The sequence below is a fragment of the Lacrimispora struthionigena genome (assembly GCF_048627165.1).
Lineage (GTDB): Bacteria > Bacillota > Clostridia > Lachnospirales > Lachnospiraceae > Lacrimispora.
Window position 1 is genome coordinate 948014 of sequence record NZ_JBMBWP010000001.1, and the last position, 19117, is coordinate 967130.

A 19117-nucleotide genomic window follows, 5' to 3' on the forward strand; every position below is an offset into this window, starting at 1 on the left:
ACAGCAGTTTTTACGATTTATTTGGAAAAATTTAGAAAATTATAAGAATTTTTATATTTAATTCATTATAACACCCCGCTATAATAGGATAGAGACAGAAATCGATATGGAGGGTACGAGCATGAAATTTTTCAGGAAGAAAATAGAAGAAGAGATGCAAGTGGCGCAAGCCGGTCCTATGGCGGATGATGACTTTGAAAAAGAATTGGAGCATCTGATGACTGAGGAGCACGGGGGTAAAAAGAAGAAAAAGCTTCTTAAGAAAAAATGGAGCAGAAAAAAGAAAATTATTGTGGGCTCTGCAGTTACTGTAGTGTTCCTTTTTATTGCCTTTAAAAGTGTAGCGGGCGGAAAAAGTGCGGTTATGCCGGTTACAGCAACACCATTAAAAAAAGGTGAAGTTACGGAAGTTCTTTCTGTAAGCGGTCCGGTTCAGGGAACGGACAGTGTGGAGGTGGTTTCCAATTTACATGCTGAGATCCTGGAACTACGGGTAAAAGAGGGTGACAAGGTAGAGAAGGGGCAGCTGTTGGCCACTCTTGATGATAAGGATGCGAAAAAAGGTGTGGATATAGCCCAGAATGCTTATGATCTTGCTGTCAGTACATATAAAGATAAACAGCTGGAAGCAGAAAACGGTTATGCCAAGGCAAAGCAGGGGTTTGAGACGGCAAAAGCAAATTATAACAGAACCCTTCTTCTTTATCAGGGTGGAAGTGCCACAGGAGTTGAGTTGGAGACAGCTACCAATAACATGAATGATGCTGCCAGGGAGCTTACCACCTATACGATTAAGGATGGAAAACCAGTAGCCAATGAATCCTATTCTTTGCAGATTGAAAAAGAAGCATTTGAGCTGGAGCAGAAAAAAGAAGCACTGGAGAATACAAAAGTAACCAGCCCCATTGCAGGAACTGTAGTAAGGGTAAATTGCAAGGTGGGCCGTTTTGCGGATAAAACCGATGATGATAAGCCCATGTTTATCATTAATAACCTGGATGTCCTCGAGATGAAAATTAACGTAAGTGAATATTCCATCGGCAAGGTGAAAGTAGGGCAGCCGGTAGACATTAACGCAGACATCTTAAATGGTGATACAGTAAAAGGAGAAGTAACTGCTATTTCCCCTACCGGAGAAGAAAAGGGAGGCGGTTCTACAGAACGTGTCATCCCAACCACCATTCGTATTATTGACCAGAATACAAAGCTGATAGCGGGAATTACGGCAAAGGCCAAAATAGAACTGCAAAAAGCAGAAGATGTATGGGTAGTTCCTATTTCGGCGTTGATTCAGAATCCCGATGGAACTATGGCAGTAGCCTCCGTTGTGAATAACACAGTAAAATACATACCAGTAAAGACCGGTGTAGAAAGCGATATTGAGGCGGAGATTATTCCGGACGAAGAGGGTGCCTTAACAGAAGGTCTGCAGCTGATTGAAGCTCCTTCCCTTATGATTACAGATGGAATGACGGTACACGTGCTTCCGTCTCAGCAGTAGGGGGGATGTTATATGTGGAAAAAGAAAGAAGTGATACCTGACTATATCACCCAGAATGTCAGCGAAGACCTGATTAAACTGGTTGATATGGTTAAGATCTATGATACCGGTTCCATTAAGGTTCTGGGATTAAAGCGGGTAAACTTAACAATAAAGCGTGGCGAGTTTGTGGCCATTATGGGGCAGTCAGGTTCAGGAAAATCGACACTGATGAATATACTCGGCTGTCTGGACCGTCCAACCATGGGACATTATTTCCTGGATGGCATTGATACAGCGGATCTTCCGTCTGATGATTTATCTGCCATTAGAAATCGTAAAATCGGATTTGTTTTTCAGTCCTTCAACTTAATATCCAGAACATCAGCTTTAAAGAATGTGGAACTTCCCATGACTTATGCCCACATTTCTAAAAAAGCGAGAGAAAAAAGAGCACTTGAGCTTTTGGAACGGGTAGGTCTGGGAACCAGATACGAACATATGCCCAATGAATTGTCCGGAGGTCAGAGACAGAGGGTTGCAATTGCCAGAGCGTTGGCTAACGAGCCGCCCCTGATTCTTGCTGATGAGCCCACCGGTAATTTAGACTCGGCTTCATCAGTGGAAATCATGGAATTGTTTTCCAAGCTGCACAACGAGGGAGCAACGGTAGTATTGGTTACTCACGAAGAAGATATAGCGGCGTTTACCAACCGGATCATTCGTTTCCGGGATGGAAGCCTGGTCAGTGATACACCCAATATTCCGGTATCAAAGCGAAAGAAAGAAGAGCCAGAAGAGCCAGAAGAGCCGGAAGAGCCAGAGTATCAGAGTGGGGATGCATTATGCTGAGAGAAAATATGAGTATGGCGTTACACGCCATTAAATCCAATAAAATGCGTTCATTTCTCACTATGCTGGGCATTATTATCGGTATCAGTGCAGTAATTGCCATTGTGTCTGTTGGAGACAGCATGAGAAATGTTTTTACAGATGCATATAAAGATGTAGGGCTTAATCGGGCTATCATTCTGGTATCCTGGGAAGTGACCGATTTCCGTGATACCGATTATTTTGACCGGGATGAGATGGAACGTGTGAAAGAGGTCTTCCATGATAAGATCGCGTATATTGATACCAACTCCAGCGCGGATACAGAAGCGATAAACCGCTTAAAAAAGGTGAAATTCGAGTTCCAGGGAGTGGACTATAATTATACAGACGTACAGCCCCAGAATATTATTTACGGGAGATTTATTAATGAAGCAGATGTAAAAAAAGCAGCAAACCACGTGGTGCTGGAGGATAAGGGTGCAGTGGAGCTCTTTGGCACGGCGGACTGTGTAGGACGTACCTTCCGAATGACTGTTAATAAGAACACTCAGGAATTTACCGTGGTGGGAGTGTATCACAAAGACTTGTCTCCCATGGCTGCCATGCTCCTTGGCAATGGGCAAAAACAGGCTGGATTTATTCCCGACACTGTGGTAAGTCCAAAAGGCGACAGGTCTCAGGTGCTGAATTTTTATGTTCGTGACGGAGTGAACATGAAAGAATTTCAGCCTGAGATCGTCAGATATATTGCAAAGACGAAAGGCCGCAAAGAATCAGATATCCGTGTTATGACTGTAGTAGATCAGATGGGAAGCGTGGATTCCAAGCTTTCAGCCATGTCTGCAGCAGTAGGAGGAATTGCAGCCATCTCTCTTTTAGTAGGGGGAATCGGGATCATGAATATCATGATGGTGTCAGTAACTGAGCGAACCAGAGAAATTGGAATCCGGAAAGCGCTTGGTGCAAGAACCAGGGATATTATGATTCAGTTTTTGACGGAATCGGCACTGATGTCGGCATGCGGTGGTGTGATTGGAATCATTCTTGGAGTGGCAATTGTAATGATCGGAGGAGCGGTTTTAAAAACAACCGTAATAGTAAGACCATCCGTAGTTGTTATGGCGGTGGGATTTTCCGGGCTGGTAGGTATATTTTTTGGAATTTACCCGGCTTCAAAGGCGGCGAAGGCAGATCCAATCGAGGCATTGAGGTATGAATAGGAGGGAAGCATGCTGTTTGAAAATATGACAATGGCAGTTCATGCCATAAAAGCGAACAAAATGAGATCTCTTCTTACCATGCTTGGGATTATCATTGGAATTGGATCGGTAATTGCCATTGTATCCATTGGTGATACCATGCGGTTTATGATTTCTGATATCTATAAAGATGTGGGAACAACCATGGCTTATGTTTATGTCTGGCCCTCTGACGGCAGTGATATGAGACAAAGCGATTATTTCAGTGTGGATGATATTGACCGCATCAGGGAAGTTTTCAAAGATGAGATCACTTATATAGACGGTGATTCCCGGCAGAATGTGGAAGCTGTTTTTGGCAGAAACAAGGTAAAATTCGCCATGGAGGGGATTGATTCTAATTATCCCGATGTTCATAAGATTAACATCATATATGGCAGGAATTTAAATGAGGGAGATATAAAAGGAAGAAAAAATCATGTTGTTCTGGAAGCAAAAGGGGCGAAAGAGCTGTTTGGTACGGAGGATGCTGTAGGAAAATCATTTCGGACGACGATTTATGGAGATACCGATGATTATGATGTGGTAGGTGTTTACCGGGAGGAAGAGAATCCATTTATGGCTATGGTAAATGGTTCTAGTGAGAATAAAAAAGGTTATCTGCCTGAGTCTATTCTGGTTTGGCCCAATGATACCATTTACAATATCAGGCTTTACGCAAAAGAAGGGACTGATATGAAATCTTTTTCTGACCGTTTTTCCCAGTATATAGCCAAGAGCAAAAACAGAAAGAGAGAAGATGTTACCTTTTATTCCGTATCCAGCGAAATGGGAAGCGTGGACCAGATTATGGGTGGTCTGTCTGCAGCCGTAGGAGGGATAGCAGCAATTTCTCTTCTGGTAGGCGGAATCGGAATCATGAATATTATGCTGGTTTCTGTTACAGAGCGGACCCGGGAAATCGGTATCAGAAAGGCGCTTGGAGCAAAGACCTGGGATGTTATGGTCCAGTTTCTCACTGAATCGGCCATACTTTCTGCAATGGGGGGAATCATCGGAGTTATAACGGGAGCAGGACTTGTTTTTCTTGGAGGTACCCTTCTTGGAATGACAGTCGTCATCAAACCAATGGTAATTATTATTGCGGTTGGATTTTCTGCGCTGGTGGGTGTGTTTTTTGGAATTTACCCGGCATCCAAAGCGGCAGGGAAAGATCCCATTGAGGCCTTACGATATGAGTAAAAAGCGCAGCAGGCATGCTGTGCTTTTTTTCTGAAAAATAAAAAATTCCTTAAAGGCTCGCAAAGTAAAAGGTTCTATGCTATAATAGGGTGATATCTTATGGTATAGTGAGGAGACTATATGCTGAGTGAAGAAAAAATTAAAATCATGACGAATCTCGCGATGTTTGAGAAACATGAAGGTAAGAGAATATTTCCGATTAACCGGTACTTCAAAAGTGACTATGTCAGCAGCAAGCTGTTCCGCTCCTTTTTCAGCTACACCTTTAGTTTTTTATCCTGTCTTCTTTTGTGGGGACTTTATTACATGGAGCGGTGGCTGAATACCATGGATTTAAAGAGCCTGACAGGAACGGGAATCAGAATCGGTATCATTTACGCTGTGGGTCTTGCGGTATATCTTGGGATCAGCATCTATATATATATGAAGCGTTACGAATATGCAAGCCGGGGAATGAAGGTTTATTTAGCAAAATTAAAGCGACTGGACAAGCGCTATGATGGAAACACCAGATCAATAAAAAGAATAAAAGGAGGGCGTACATCATGATGGGCCTTCTTGTGTTAAGAGAACGACTGAAAGAGTTTTATGCAAGGTATGGAATCTATATCACTCCTGTTATCAAGTTTATATTCAGTTTCCTGGCATTTTCATTGATGAACAAGAATATTGGATTTATGACGAAGCTGACAGAACCGTTTATACCACTGGTTCTGGCTTTAGTCTGCTCATTTCTGCCTTATGGAGCCATTTCTTTTGTGGCAGCCAGCTTTATGCTCGCCCATTTATCAGGTATTTCACTGGAGGTTACTCTGGTTATGGCTGTGTTTATACTGGTGGTTGGCCTTTTGTATTATGGCTTCCAGCCGGGGGACAGCTATCTTCTGGTATTGACACCGGTATTTTTCCTGTTAAAGATACCTTATGCGATACCCCTGATTGTAGGGCTTTCCGGAGGAATTGTTTCCGTAATCCCAGTGGGGTGCGGTGTTTTTATCTATTTTACCCTTCTGTATGTAAAACAGAATGCAGGAGTTTTGACCAATGATTTATCCGCCGATGAGATGCAGAAGTTCATGCAGCTGATGAAAAGCCTGCTGGCCAATAAACTGATGTTAATTATGGTGCTTGCTTTTGTTTTGGCACTGTTAATTGTGGTGATAATCAAAGGGCTGTCTATGGATTATTCCTGGGTAGTGGCGATTATTGCCGGTACCATTGCACAGCTTAGCGTTATTTTCATCGGGGATATCACAGCGGATGTGTCAGTATCGGTTCTTGGGCTCTTTGGAGGAGTGCTTGTTTCCCTTATACTGGCAGGGATTTATACTTTTTTCGTTTTTACAGTGGATTATACCCGTACGGAGTACGTACAGTTTGAAGATGATGACTATTATTATTATGTCAAGGCGGTTCCGAAGCTGACAGTCAGTACCCCTGATGTAAAAGTTCAAAAAATAAATGCCAGAAAGCTCCAGAGACCGCAACGGTAAGAAGAACAAAAAGGGAGGTGGATCACATGGCAAATTTTTTAGATAAGATGTATTCCTGGGTATCATTTCTTCCCAGAATTTCAAAGACGAATCTGGTTGAGATTATTATCATAGCTGTTTTGCTGTATGAGCTTCTGACCTGGATTATGAATACGAGAGCCTGGACCCTGTTAAAAGGGATCATAGTGATCTTCGTATTCTATGTCTTTGCTTACGTTTTCCGATTGGATAATATTTTCTGGATACTCAATAAGATTGCTGCTCCGGCAGTAACCATGGTAATTGTGATCTTCCAGCCGGAACTTCGCAAGGCGCTTGAACAGCTGGGAAGCAAGAATCCATTTACCGGAATTCTTACGTTTGACGATGGAAGAGACAATTCCGCATTTACTGATAAGACCATTAATGAACTGGTGAAAGCCACCTTTGAGATGGCGAAAGTCAAGACAGGAGCCCTGATTGTAATCGAGCGCAGCGATTCCTTAAAAGAGATTGAGCGGACTGGAATCGAAGTGGGCGGAGTTGTCAGCAGCCAGCTTCTTATTAACATCTTCGAACATAATACCCCTCTTCATGACGGTGCTGTGGTTGTCCGGGGGAACCGGGTGGCAGCAGCAACCTGTTATCTTCCTCTGTCTGATAACATGACTATCAGTAAGGATCTGGGAACCAGACACAGGGCTGCGGTTGGAGTCAGTGAAGTCAGTGACAGCCTGACCATCGTGGTTTCTGAGGAAACAGGACGGGTAACGGTTGCCTTAGAGGGAGGATTAAAGCGGATAGCAGATGCAGATATGCTGAGAACCATTCTGGCAGGAGTCAAGCAGGCGGGAGAGGAAGGAAGCAGGTTCAGGATTTTGAAGGGAAGGCGTAAGAATGAAGGAAAAGCTGTTAAATAACCTTGGACTGAAGGTTGCGTCGCTGGTGCTAGCACTTGGAGTTTGGATGGCGGTGGTGAATATATCAAACCCGGTCATTAACGATTCCCAGCTTGTTACGGTTGAAGTCCGTAACGAGGAAGCTTTAAAAGCGGCAAACTTAACCTATGAAATTGATGGCAAGGATGTTGTAGCAGTCAGCTATCAGGTGAGAACCAGAGACCGTTCTCTGGTAAAAGCATCAGACTTTCATGCGTACGTTGATTTAAAGGATTATAATGTAACGGGTGCAATTCCTATTACAGTAGAGATCAATAAAGATAAAGAAAGTCTGGTAAAAAGCGATACCATTACGGCGAAACCCATGGTAATCCGGATTAAAGCGGAACAGCTGCAGACCAAAAAATTTGACTTGCAGGTGGATACCATAGGAACAGGGAAAGAGGGTTACAGACCTGGAACCATTAATCTGGTACCGGATAATGTAACGGTGGAAGGACCAGAATCAGTAATTGGACTGATTAATCACATGGGAGTAGAGATCAAGATTAACAATAATGTGAGTTCGGATTTCAGTTCCTCAGGGACGCCTCTTTTTTATGACGCAAATGGCAATAAGCTGGATCTGTCAAATAAGGTGACTGTAAATAAACCAGAGATTGATTATTATGTCCAGATGTTAAAGGCGAAGGAGCTCCCTCTTAATTATGAGGTTACGGGTCAGGTTGCCAAAGGATACCGTTATACAGGACTTGAGACAGAGGTAAAGTCTGTTTCAGTGGTAGGGACCAAGTCAGTGCTTGCCTCTCTTACGTCCATTGCAGTATCTTCTGATAAACTTAATATTGACGGTGCCACTAAGGATAAAGTGGTACAGCTGGATTTAAGCCAGTATCTGCCGCCGAATACCACCCTTGCAGGTGATAAATATAAAGATGTATCCGTTAAGCTGAAGGTGGAGCCGCTGACCACCCGAGTATTTACCCTTCAGCTGAATGAACTTGATAAAAAGGGCATGTCTGCGGATTACAGCTATAGTTTCGATAAACAGACCTGTGATGTTACCGTAAAAGGGCTCAAAGAAGACTTAGATGCATTGAAAGAAGAAAATTTAAATGCAGTACTTGAAGTCTCCGATTTAAATCCAGGCACTTATCCCGGACAGCTTCATTTTGAAATTGGAGAAGGGTTTGAGATTACCGTTTACACGCCTTTTAATGTAACGGTAGCCATGGAACACACGGGACCTGCACAGACGCAGGAAACCACTGTGTCAAGCACATCAGAAAGTGCGTCACAGTAAAAAGGGCCTTTCGAGGTATTATGAAGAAAAGTTGGAGGAATTCAGTATGGTCAGTGCTAAAGTTGTTATAAAGAATCCTACCGGTCTGCACTTGAGACCGGCAGGGATTCTTTGTAGGGAAGCCATGAACTTTAATTCAGTGGTGAGTTTTCGTTTTAAGAATACCACTGCCAATGCAAAGAGTGTACTCAGCGTGTTGGGAGCCTGCGTAAAAAGCGGCGATGAGATTACCTTTGTCTGTGAGGGAGCAGATGAAGAGGAAGCTCTGGCTACCATGATCAAGGCTGTTGAGGGGGGCCTTGGCGAATAGATTTTATCATTTTTTAATTAATAAGGAGGATTTTATGTTTAAAGGAACAAGCGCATCTGCGGGAATCGGAATTGGGAAAGCCGTTATCGTAGAAGAGACAGAACTGAAGATTAAAAAAGACACAATTACAGATGTGGATGCGGAAAAAGCCCGCTTTCAGAGGGCTGTAAACCAGGCGATGGAAGAAACAGACGCTCTGGCAAAGGATCTTGCCACAAGAGTGGGAGAAAAGGAGGCGGAGATTCTTAACGGACATCTTCTGCTGCTTTCAGATCCCATGCTGGTAGGCGAAATTGAAACTTCCATTTCTGGGGAGATGGTTAACAGCGAATTTGCAATTGAGACTGTATGCAACACGTATGCGGATATGTTTGCCTCTATGGGAGATGAACTGATGCAGCAGCGTGCTACCGATATGAGGGATATTAAGACCCGCATGCAAAAGATATTACTGGGAGTCAGTTCCGTGGATATCGGAGCTCTTCCGGCAGGAAGTGTGATTGTGGCAAGAGATTTAACTCCGTCCATGACAGCTGGAATTAATCCTGCCAATGTAACTGGTATTGTGACAGAACTGGGTGGAAAGACCTCACACAGTGCCATTCTTGCAAGAGCCCTGGAGATTCCGGCAGTTGTTGCATTAGATGGCATCATGAGCCAGATTAAAGACGGTACAGAGCTTATATTAGATGGATCAGAGGGAGTGGTATTTGCAGACCCGGATCAGGCAGTAAGAGAAGAGTACACCGCAAAAAGAGATACATTTTTAAAGGAAAAGAAAGAACTGGAACAGTACATTGGAAAACCAACTGTAACAAAAGATGGAGTGACCATTGAACTGGTTGCCAACATTGGAAAACCGGAAGATGTGGATAAGGTTATTCAGTATGACGGAGAAGGCGTTGGCCTGTTCCGTACGGAATTCCTTTTTATGGACCGTACAAGCATGCCTACCGAAGAAGAACAGTTTGAGGCATACCGCAAGGTAGCATCAGCCATGAATGGCAAGCCGGTTATTATCCGTACTCTGGATATCGGCGGAGACAAAGAGATCCCGTATATGGGCCTGGAAAAGGATGAGAATCCATTCCTTGGTTATCGTGCGATCCGTTTCTGTCTGGACCGCAAGGATGATGTTTACCGTCCCCAGCTTCGGGCACTTTTAAGAGCCAGCGCATTTGGTAATATCCGCATTATGGTACCTATGGTGACCTGCCTTGAGGAGTACCGGGAAGCAAAGGCTTTGATCGAAGAGATTAAAAAAGAACTGGATGAAGCATCCATTTCCTATAAAAAAGATATTCAGGTCGGAATCATGGTGGAAACAGCAGCAGCTTCGCTGATGGCAGATGTATTTGCAAAAGAAGTTGATTTCTTCAGTATCGGGACCAACGATCTGACTCAGTACACCATGTCTGTAGACCGTGGTAATGACAAGGTATCCTACCTCTACTCACCTCTTAATCCGGCTGTTTTAAGAAGCATCCGCCATGTGATTGAGTGTGGAAGAAAAGAAGGAATTATGGTAGGGATGTGTGGAGAAGCTGCAAGCGATCCGATGCTGATCCCCCTTCTTCTGGCATTTGGCCTAAATGAGTTCAGTATGAGTGCTTCTGCTATTTTAAATGCAAGAAAGCTGATTACCGGATATAGCACACAGGAGCTTAAGGAAGTTGCCGAGCAGGCCATGACTTTTGTTACTGTAAAAGAAGTAGAAGATTATATGAAAGATTTTATTAGCCGTTCCTAATGGAATGAATGGGAAAGAATGCAGCTGTTGCCGTTAAGGCGGCTGCATTTTTTCCGAAAAAAGGTGAAAAGGCGATTATTTACAAAAGGGGATATGTTACGATGAGCGTTTATCTGATCAGTTATGCAGCATCTTATCTATTTGCAAGAGCCGGTTATTATTGGCTTTCCGGTTTAATCCTCATGCTTGCGGCACTCTTTCTCTACTGGTATGATTACAGGAGAACGGAGAATATCATTCATTTACGGGGATTGTTTTCCCTGTTCTGGGTAGGCGGAGAGGGCGTTGCCTGCTTAAAGCTTTCTGAGCTTTCTTCTGATTGGAGTATCATTACCTGGCTTTGCTTTCTGGTGGCATACTTGGGTTTTTATATGACCTTTGAATTTATGATCAGAACACAGGGCTCTGCAGGAGGACAGCGTTCCAGCTGGTTTAGCTTTAAAGGATACGAAAAACCTCTTTTTCTGGCTATGCTGCTGACCACGGTACTGTCTCTTGGCGCATTTTTAATTGAGGCGGCTATACTGGGATTTATCCCGTTTTTCATTAAGGGAATGCCTCATGCCTATTCCACATTTCATATTACGGGAATTCATTATTTTACTGTATCCTGCGTTCTGATACCAGCTCTTTCTGTGCTGTATTTCAGTATTGAGCAGGGACGAAACGGATTTAGACTGGTTCTTACAGTGCTGATGGACTTAATCGCCTGTGCGATTCCGGTATTATGTGTTTCCCGTTTTCAGCTGATCCTGGCTGTAGGTCTGGCGATTCTTACCTATATTGCCATGGAACACAGGCTGAAGATCATATACGGAGTGGGGCTTTTGCTTGGCATGATTCCTATTTATGTGATTCTTACCATAGCAAGAGGTCATGATGTTACCTACTTAAACGGTATTTTTCAGATGAAATACAGTCAGATGCCTATTTTCATCACACAGCCGTACATGTATATTGCCAATAACTATGACAATTTTAACTGCCTGGTGGAATGGCTTCCTTCCCATACCTTTGGACTTAGATCGCTGTTTCCTTTATGGGCGCTTTCCGGATTAAAATTCCTGGTACCTGCTTTGGTGGATTTTCCTATTTATGTGACCAAAGAAGAACTGACTACAGTGACTCTTTTTTACGATTCCTTCTATGATTTTGGTATCGTTGGAGTCATCTTGTTCAGCTGTATCCTGGGGGCAGTGGCATTTTTCCTGATGCGGCTTGTAAAGCGGGTGAGAAATCCAATTGGTTATCTGTTTTATGCCCAGTTCGCCATGTATTTAATTCTGTCATTTTTTACAACCTGGTACAGTAACCCTGCAACCTGGTTTTATTTCGCACTCACTGGTGCACTGTATGTGTTCTGTTCCTGGAAGAATAACGGAAGGCATGAATAATAGAATACTCATAAGAAGATGCGCATGGATCTGGCAAATGACCGGACTCATGCGCATGTTTTATGTCTGGCAGTTATATTATAAAAAACCAGTATCCTCTTTTATAGTCTCTGACGGCGAGATGTGAAACTTATTTTTATAAGCTCTGGAGAACGTAGAATAATTTTTAAATCCGCAGGAAAAACATACATCGGTAACGGAAATACCGGTTCTTAGGCGTTCTCTTGCAAGCAGAAGGCGCTTTTCCGTAATATAATCAAAGAGGGTATAGCCTGTCTCTTCTTTAAAAAGATGCATCAGATGATAGCGGCTGATAAAGAAGGATTCTGCGATTAAATCCACGGTCATGTCTTCCGTCAGGTGGCTGTTAATGTGATCCATAATACTTAAGATCCTGGCATCTCCGGTAGACGGTGGCAGATACTGGACTCTGTTTGTCAGAGAGGCACGGTTTAACTGAATCATGAATTCAAGAAAAACTACCTGGCAGTATAAATCTTTTGCATAGCCGTCATGGGTGCAGGCATATTCCAGGTTGGTTAATGTCCGGTACAAACTGCTTTTTTCCATGGAGTGGATTCTCAGTACATGGGAATGGAGCTCTCTGGATTTTTGAAAGCAGGCGCTTAAATCATAATCATCTGACTGGTATGCATTCAAAAATCCGGGTGAAAGATAGACGATAATTCGTTCGTAAGGAATGTGTGCTGCTATATCCGGCCGGTGTATGTCGTTATGGCTTACTAAAATGATGTCATATGGTTCCAGAGAATAGGCGCAGCCCTCAATCCGGTATGTAACAGATCCCTGAATAAAAATAATTATTTTATCAAAATCATGATAGTGGTAATCATAGCTTTGCTTACCTTCGTCCATAAGGTGAAACAGCTTAAAATTGCTGTTTAAATATCCCCGTTTTTCATAGTTATTCATTGTGACAGGTGACACCTCCCTTCCGTTTTATAATACAACACAATTTGCAATATATAAAGCATTATATTAATAGAAATGCTGGAAAGTGCTGTTTATAATAGATAGTATCAATCAAATACTGGAATGAAAAGGAATGAATGATGAAAATAGCAGTACTGGCGGGCGGATACAGCCCGGAACGGGAAGTGTCCTTATCCTCAGGAGCCATGATTACCAATGCGCTGATGGAGCAGGGGCATGAAGTATGTTTGATAGATTCTTATCTGGGAATTCCGGACGGAGAAGAAATCCGGTTTTACCGTTTAAAAGACGGTATGGAATTTTCCAGTCGCATTGGCGAGAGCGCTCCCGATCTAGAACATGTGAAACGGAGGGGCAGCCTACGTGGAATTATGGGAAATCGGGTAATGGAAGCATGTATGGAGTCGGAGATGGTTTTTCTGGCACTTCATGGAGGAGCAGGAGAAAACGGCCAGATTCAGGCAATTCTTGACGGCTTTGGGATTCCTTATACGGGAACTGGATACGAGGGTTGCTTTAAAGCCATGGATAAGCATCTGGCTAAGCTTTTAATGCGGGAGGAGAATATTCCAACTCCTGAATGGAGACTTTATGAAAAAGGATCTGTCGCAGAGCCTTTTGTATTTCCCTGTGTTGTCAAACCATGCGGTTGCGGGTCCAGCGTAGGAGTAACCATGGTGGAAGAGGAAGAGCAGTGGAAGAAGGCACTTGAGACTGCATTTTCCTGTGAAAACACGGTGCTTGCTGAGGCGAAAATTACCGGTAGGGAATTTTCAGTGGGTATACTTGGAGGAACAGCACTTCCGGCTATTGAGATTAAGCCCATAAGCGGCTTTTATGATTATGAGAACAAATACCAGCCGGGTAAGACAGAGGAGATTTGTCCTGCCAGTCTTTCAAAAGAAGAAGCGGATCATCTGGCGGATCTGGCTGTAAAAGTACATAAGACTCTTTCACTTGGTTATTACTCCAGAGTGGATTTTATGATGGAACAAGATGGCAGTATTTACTGTCTGGAGGCAAATACATTACCGGGGATGACACCCTACAGCTTACTTCCCCAGGAAGCAAAAGCTGCAGGAATCTCTTATCAGGAACTGTGTGACTTAATTGTCAGGCACGGGAAAGGGGCATTAGAATGAATATAACTTTGGAAAAATATCATGGTCTTGGAAATGATTATCTTATTTTTGATCCCAATAAAAATGAATGCAAACTGACAAAGGAGAATATCCGGCTGATTTGTGACCGGAACTTTGGTGTAGGCTCAGACGGGCTGTTGGTTGGACCCATCATGGGGCAGGATAAGCTGGAAGTAAAAATATTAAATCCTGATGGAAGTGAAGCGGAGTTAAGCGGAAACGGTGTACGGATATTCGGAAAATATTTAAAGGATGCTGGTTATGTCCAGAAAAATAAGTTTGTAATCAACACCTTAAGCGGAGAGCAGACCATCCAGTATTTAAATGAAGAGGGAACCAAGATTAAAGTCTCCATGGGCAAACTCAGCTTTTACAGTTATGAAATACCTGTTACAGGCCCAAGAAGAGAGGTTTTAAATGAAACCATGCTGTTTGGCAGCATCCCTTACCGCGTTACCTGTGTAAGCATCGGTAATCCCCACTGTGTAATCTGGTTAAATGATATATCAAAAGATCTGGTATGCCGGATCGGGAAGCATTCTGAAAATGCCGAGTATTTTCCGGAACGGATTAATACCCAGCTTTTAAAGGTGCTGGACCGCACCAATATTGAGATTGAGATCTATGAAAGAGGAGCTGGTTATACCCTTGCCTCCGGAACCAGCGGCTGTGCAGCAGCAGGAGCCGCATACCGTATGGGGCTGACAGATCCAAAGATGTATGTGCATATGCCAGGCGGGGTTCTGGAAGTGGAAATCAAGGAAGATTACAGTGTTCTGATGACAGGAGAAGTGGGTTACGTAGGCAGATTTACCCTGTCTCATGAATTTGCAGAGCAGGTGAAGGCACTTCAGTAAAAAGAAATATTTAGGCATGACAGCCGTCCAGGGAAGCCGTCTGAGAAAAAATGGCAGCTTCCGTGGCTGTCATGCTTTTTGTTTCTTCCATAAAAATATTTATTAATAAAATAAGAAAAATTCCTTGTATATTAAACCCTGGAATTAATAATATTTCGTCCAATAATCAATAGACAGGCTTCATTTAGAAGAACGTAAAATTCCCTGTTTATCATAAAAACAGGGAAAAGATACCTAGAGTAATTATGATTATAGAAATGTAACTGGGCAGGTATTTGATAAAATATGTATAATTATGATTTGACATGAATAAAAATTCTGCTACGGTATATTGCTAACGTGTTGACGAAAACTACATTTTCATACTATAATATACCTTAATTTAGTTACTGCAAAGAAGATATATTGCAGGAGAGGCGGGAGCTTATGAAGCGTATGTCGTGTGAAAACGGAGAAGCTGGTATTTACATAATTGACCAGGATTACAAGATTGTATATCTGAATGATATGGCAAAATTATATTATCCGAATTTACAGGTAGGAATGCACTGCTATCAAGGGATAGGAGTAAAATCGGCTCCCTGTACGGACTGCCCCTGGGCAGGTGAGAACAGCGGTCCGGTGATTTCTTATAATACTGCTTCTCAGGTCTGGATGTCAATTTCTTCCGGGCAGATTGACTGGCCGGGCAGTGAAAACTGCAGGCTTATTATGTCACGGCCGGTAGATGAAAAAAATAAAAATCTGTTTTATTACCTGACTGAGTCAACGGTGTATGACGGATTGCTGGAACTTAATTTTTTAGCGAATACTTATAAAGTTTTATTTCATGATAGCGAAAAATTGGAGTTGTCTCCTGAGGAAGGCCGGTTGGATCAGATTCTTACGGAAACACTGAATTTCATGGTGCATCCCGATGAAAAGCAGAGCTTTGAAGAATTTTGGGATTTATCTTCCATGGCCACCCGTTTAAGGGACAGCGACCGGGTATTAAGGGGAGAGTTCCGCAGGAAGATGCCAGGTGACGGATACTGCTGGATGAATCTGATTCTGGTTTTATTCCGCAGCGGGGAAGATCCGGATAAAGATGCCATCATTATGTGTTATATTCAGGATATCGATGAGCGAAAGAGGAAGGATGAAGAAGAGGAAAGACGGCTCAGGGAGATAAGGGAAGAGACGGATTCCATGACGGGTCTTTACCGTTATGGGCCATTTTTTGAGAAAGCAGATTATCTTTTAAAAAATACAGATTCCACCGGTTTTTTTATGGTGGCAATCGATATTGAACATTTTAAGCTGTTTAATGAATGGTACGGAGAAGAGGAGGGGGACCGTTTCTTAATTAGAATTGGCGATTATTTAAAAGAGATCGAGAAGTTTTACTCCTCTGTCGCCGGTTATATGGGCGGAGATGATTTTGTGATCCTCATTCCAGAAGATTTGTCTGTGTTGGAAGAACTGGAGGATGTGATTAACATCTATGCCAAGCAGTATGGGGGCAACGCAGGATTTATGCCTGCATTTGGTGTGTACCGGGTTGAGGATTTAAGCCTTCCGGTAAGCATGATGTATGACAGGGCTGCCATAGCGCTTAATTCTGTAAAGGGCAATTATACGAAACGTGTGGGCTGGTATGATCCGGGAATGAAGCGGAAGATGGAAAGTGATCAGGTTCTGCTTTCTGAAATTCAGCGGGCACTTGAGAAGAAGGAATTTATATTCTATGCCCAGCCCCAGTGCAATATGCTGACAGGCAGGATTATCGGTCTGGAATCCTTAGTCAGATGGCAGCACCCCCAGAGAGGGGTGATATCACCTGGAGAATTTATTCCGCTGCTGGAGCAGAACGGCTTTATTACATATCTTGACGTGTATGTCTGGGAGATGGTATGCAGACAGTTAAGCACCTGGATTAAAGAGGGAAGGCGCCCCATCCCGATTTCGGTTAATATGTCCCGCATGGATATTTATGCCATTGATGTTGTGGAGAAGTTTAAACAGCTGGTGAGCCGCTATGAGATTGATCCCAAATATCTGGAGATTGAGATTACGGAAAGTGCTTATGCAGAAGATTACGATTTGATCCGTAAAGTTGTGGAAGATCTGCGCAGGGCCGGTTTCCCTGTATTTATGGACGATTTTGGAAGCGGGTATTCATCCTTAAACATGTTAAAGGATGTGAATGTGGATGTAATCAAGATTGATACCAAATTCCTTGATATGAACGAGAACAGTAAGGGAAGAGGGATGGGAATCTTAGAAACCATTGTCCGCATGGCCAGAGTGATGCAGCTGAAGGTTATAGCAGAGGGTGTGGAAGAAAAGGAACAGGTTGATTTCCTGATCAATATTGGATGCATTTACGGACAGGGCTTTTATTATCATGAGCCCCTCCCGGTACACGTATTAGAAAAACTTCTGGATGAAGACAACAACTTAGATTACAGAGGAATTCAGGCACGGCAGCTAAAGCAGCTGAAACTGGAAGATCTGTTTAATGAGAATATCATCAGTGAAGCCATGCTTAACAACATGCTTGGTGCCATTGCATTGTATGAGATCTACGAGGACCGGTGTGAGATTCTCCGTGTGAATGAGGAATATTACCGTGTAACCGGAGATAATCCAATTGATATGGAAGAACGAAAACGGTATGTGTTAAACAAGGTATACAGAGAGGATATGGACTGGGTTCTGAATATTTTTGAGGAGGCATATAACAATCCGCTGCAGGGGGCAGAGGGTACATTTCGCCGTTACCGCACCAGTGGAGAATTAATGTGGGTGCATCTGCGGGTCTTCTTTTTACGGGAGCAGGATGATCACCGCCTTTACTATGGGGCAGTAAGAGATGCGACAGAGCAGATGGAGCAGAGGCAGAAGCTGAAAGACTCCCAGAACATGCTAAGAGATGTACTTAAGATTGCCGGTAAGAATATCTCCTTTAATAATATTGCAGAAGAGAATCAATGGGCAGCAAGCGCGGTTTTTGCCCAGATGGCGCCAGGCGGTTTATTTGGAGTTTACTGTGATAAGGGGCTGCCTTTGTATTTTGCCAATAATGAGATGCTTCGTATTTTAAATTACGATTCTTATGAGGAATTTGCCAGGGATACCGATGGGTTAGGAAGAAACCTTCTGCACCCGGAAGATTTAAACATGATACAGGGGAATACGCTCCGCTTTATGGCTCCGGGAATGGAATACACGTTCCGTCACCGGATGAGAAAAAAAGATGGATCCTGGCTGTGGATGGTGGCCAAGGGCCGGGTGGTACAGGCGGAGGATGGAAGATTTGCAATTGTAAGCGCCTGCATGGATATTACCGATACGGTACTGGCACAGAAGCGTCTTCAGGAAGCCAACAGGACCCTGCGGTTTAAAAATGACGAACTGGAATTTTTAAGCTCCGGTATGCTGGGCGGATATTACCGCTGCAGAAAATCCGAAGATATGGAGTTTTTGTATACAAGCCCCCGATTCCTTGAGATACTTGGCTATAGCAATCATGAGCTGAATGAGCTCTTCCAGAATCGGCTTTTAAATATGATACACCCGGGTGATAGGGAAAAAATCAGGTTAATGACGGAGACCTTAAGTCCTGATGAGAGCTTAAAGGGCGTGGAGTACCGTATCCTGACCCGCAACGGATACAAATGGATTCTTTGCCATTCCAGATTATCTGTGAAATCAGGAGACAGTTTCCTTTATGGCGTGATGCTGGATATTGAAGAACTTGGCGAGTTATATAGTCAGGTGGAAGAATGCAGAACTCCGTTACTGCCAGAGGGAGTACGGTTCTTCCAGAACCGTGATGCAGCAGTGGGAAGGATGCAGAATTATTTATCACGCCACAGATTTTTAACTTCAGGTCTTTTGCTGTTTTCCTTTCATGGTGGAAACAATGACCCAAATTCCGCCAGACAGGCATTTCTGGAACAGGCATTGTTCATGAAACGGTTTTTCAGAGAAGACGATATCATGTGCCTGGATGGGGATTATGAGATCCTGATTCTGTGCCGGAATATCAAAGAAGAAGATATTAAGGTAAAATGCAGGCGAATTTTAAAGGAATTAAGATATCAGATGATGAGCCAGGTATCCAAAGAATTGCTTCCAGTTCGTGCCGGTTTAACTGTAATCCGGGTTCAGGAAGACAACTTTGAGGAATGCTATGACAGGGTAAAGGATGCTTTGTTAAAAAATGCCCTTAGTACAGATCAGGAATTGTAAAGAAAGAATAGACCTCTTTTTTCATATGTGTTATAATCCACGTAA

The 19117-nt window shown here is 43.2% G+C and carries 15 protein-coding genes; 14 read left to right on the forward strand and 1 reads right to left on the reverse strand.

Going from position 1 to position 19117, the window contains the following annotated elements:
- The first annotated feature begins 121 nt into the window (after positions 1 to 121).
- The 11 genes from ACOAOT_RS04345 (at position 122) to ACOAOT_RS04395 (ending at position 11883) form a co-directional block, all read left to right on the forward strand.
- Complete coding sequence (locus ACOAOT_RS04345; protein ID WP_420215857.1) at positions 122 to 1501, forward strand: efflux RND transporter periplasmic adaptor subunit; 1380 nt, start codon at positions 122 to 124, stop codon at positions 1499 to 1501.
- A 12-nt stretch (positions 1502 to 1513) separates the two neighbouring features.
- A complete protein-coding gene (locus ACOAOT_RS04350) occupies positions 1514 to 2332 on the forward strand; it encodes an ABC transporter ATP-binding protein (RefSeq protein WP_420215858.1) in 819 nt (272 codons plus the stop codon).
- Positions 2326 to 3534 (forward strand): ABC transporter permease, encoded by a 1209-nt coding sequence (locus ACOAOT_RS04355; RefSeq protein ID WP_420215859.1) that lies wholly within the window; start codon positions 2326 to 2328, stop codon positions 3532 to 3534. Before ACOAOT_RS04350 ends, ACOAOT_RS04355 begins: the two co-directional genes overlap by 7 nt.
- A gap of 9 nt (positions 3535 to 3543) precedes the next feature.
- Positions 3544 to 4755 carry an ABC transporter permease gene (locus ACOAOT_RS04360; protein WP_420215860.1) on the forward strand — a complete coding sequence of 404 codons (1212 nt, stop codon included), beginning with the start codon at positions 3544 to 3546 and terminating at the stop codon, positions 4753 to 4755.
- Positions 4756 to 4875: 120 nt separating this feature from the next.
- Positions 4876 to 5304 (forward strand): hypothetical protein, encoded by a 429-nt coding sequence (locus tag ACOAOT_RS04365; RefSeq protein ID WP_277406767.1) that lies wholly within the window; start codon positions 4876 to 4878, stop codon positions 5302 to 5304.
- Positions 5301 to 6248 (forward strand): ABC transporter permease, encoded by a 948-nt coding sequence (locus ACOAOT_RS04370; protein WP_420215861.1) that lies wholly within the window; start codon positions 5301 to 5303, stop codon positions 6246 to 6248. Before ACOAOT_RS04365 ends, ACOAOT_RS04370 begins: the two co-directional genes overlap by 4 nt.
- A gap of 26 nt (positions 6249 to 6274) precedes the next feature.
- Complete coding sequence (gene cdaA, locus ACOAOT_RS04375) at positions 6275 to 7147, forward strand: diadenylate cyclase CdaA (RefSeq protein ID WP_420215863.1); 873 nt, start codon at positions 6275 to 6277, stop codon at positions 7145 to 7147.
- Positions 7125 to 8429 (forward strand): CdaR family protein, encoded by a 1305-nt coding sequence (locus tag ACOAOT_RS04380; RefSeq protein WP_420215864.1) that lies wholly within the window; start codon positions 7125 to 7127, stop codon positions 8427 to 8429. The genes cdaA and ACOAOT_RS04380 overlap by 23 nt, the downstream gene beginning before the upstream one ends.
- Positions 8430 to 8475: 46 nt before the next feature.
- Entirely contained in the window at positions 8476 to 8739 is a 264-nt protein-coding gene (locus ACOAOT_RS04385) for an HPr family phosphocarrier protein (RefSeq protein ID WP_104436934.1), read from the forward strand.
- Positions 8740 to 8773: 34 nt separating this feature from the next.
- A complete protein-coding gene (gene ptsP, locus ACOAOT_RS04390; RefSeq protein WP_420215865.1) occupies positions 8774 to 10489 on the forward strand; it encodes a phosphoenolpyruvate--protein phosphotransferase in 1716 nt (571 codons plus the stop codon).
- Positions 10490 to 10590: 101 nt separating this feature from the next.
- Positions 10591 to 11883: an O-antigen polymerase gene (locus ACOAOT_RS04395; protein ID WP_420216653.1), complete on the forward strand. Its 1293-nt coding sequence runs from the start codon at positions 10591 to 10593 to the stop codon at positions 11881 to 11883.
- A gap of 78 nt (positions 11884 to 11961) precedes the next feature.
- On the opposite strand, the gene ACOAOT_RS04400 is transcribed toward ACOAOT_RS04395, so the two are convergent.
- Positions 11962 to 12816 (reverse strand): helix-turn-helix transcriptional regulator, encoded by an 855-nt coding sequence (locus ACOAOT_RS04400; protein ID WP_420215866.1) that lies wholly within the window; start codon positions 12814 to 12816, stop codon positions 11962 to 11964.
- A 137-nt stretch (positions 12817 to 12953) separates the two neighbouring features.
- Here ACOAOT_RS04400 and ACOAOT_RS04405 point away from each other — a divergent pair, with 137 nt between their 5' ends.
- The 3 genes from ACOAOT_RS04405 to ACOAOT_RS04415 all read left to right on the forward strand — a co-directional run bounded on the left by ACOAOT_RS04405 (position 12954) and on the right by ACOAOT_RS04415 (position 19072).
- Complete coding sequence (locus ACOAOT_RS04405) at positions 12954 to 13979, forward strand: D-alanine--D-alanine ligase family protein (RefSeq protein ID WP_420215867.1); 1026 nt, start codon at positions 12954 to 12956, stop codon at positions 13977 to 13979.
- Positions 13976 to 14836, forward strand: a complete 861-nt coding sequence (dapF, locus tag ACOAOT_RS04410) for a diaminopimelate epimerase (RefSeq protein WP_420215868.1) — start codon at positions 13976 to 13978, stop codon at positions 14834 to 14836. Before ACOAOT_RS04405 ends, dapF begins: the two co-directional genes overlap by 4 nt.
- A 426-nt stretch (positions 14837 to 15262) precedes the next feature.
- Complete coding sequence (locus ACOAOT_RS04415) at positions 15263 to 19072, forward strand: EAL domain-containing protein (RefSeq protein WP_420215869.1); 3810 nt, start codon at positions 15263 to 15265, stop codon at positions 19070 to 19072.
- Positions 19073 to 19117: the final 45 nt, after the last annotated feature.